Source organism: Microbacterium sp. (assembly GCF_041641055.1).
Lineage (GTDB): Bacteria > Actinomycetota > Actinomycetes > Actinomycetales > Microbacteriaceae > Microbacterium.
In genome coordinates this window covers 1-683 of the sequence record NZ_JBEPZB010000028.1, presented here as the reverse complement: position 1 = coordinate 683, position 683 = coordinate 1, and the positions used below count along the sequence as shown (strand labels likewise).

Here is a 683-nt window from a genome sequence, read left to right as displayed (position 1 = left end):
CTTCTCGACGATCCAGGTGCGCTCCACCGCGGGTGACAACCGCCTCGGCGGTGACGACTGGGACCAGCGTCTCGTCGACCACCTGATCAAGCAGTTCAAGGAGACCACGGGCGTCGACGTCTCGGGTGACAAGATCGCCCTGCAGCGTCTCAAGGAGGCTGCGGAGCAGGCCAAGAAGGAGCTCTCCTCCTCGACCTCGACCAGCATCAACCTCCCGTACCTGTCGCTGACCGAGTCGGGCCCCGTCTCGCTCTCCGAGACCATCACCCGCGCGAAGTTCGAGGACCTCACCAAGGACCTCCTCGACCGCACCAAGAAGCCGTTCGAGGACGTCATCCGCGAAGCCGGCATCAAGGTCGCCGACATCGATCACATCGTGCTCGTGGGTGGATCGACGCGTATGCCCGCCGTCGCCGAGCTCGTCAAGCGCGAGACCGGCAAGGAGGCCAACAAGGGCGTCAACCCCGATGAGGTCGTCGCGGTGGGTGCAGCCCTCCAGGCCGGTGTCCTCAAGGGTGAGCGCAAGGACGTGCTGCTCATCGACGTCACGCCCCTCAGCCTCGGCATCGAGACCAAGGGCGGCATGATGACCAAGCTCATCGAGCGCAACACGGCCATCCCGACCAAGCGCAGCGAGACCTTCACCACGGCAGACGACAACCAGCCGTCCGTCGCGATCCAGG

1 protein-coding gene is annotated in these 683 nt (G+C 65.3%); it reads left to right on the top strand.

The window, feature by feature from the left end; translation table 11 throughout:
* A partial coding sequence (locus tag ACESK8_RS14595; protein ID WP_372969272.1) for an Hsp70 family protein occupies positions 1-683 on the top strand: 683 nt, incomplete at both ends.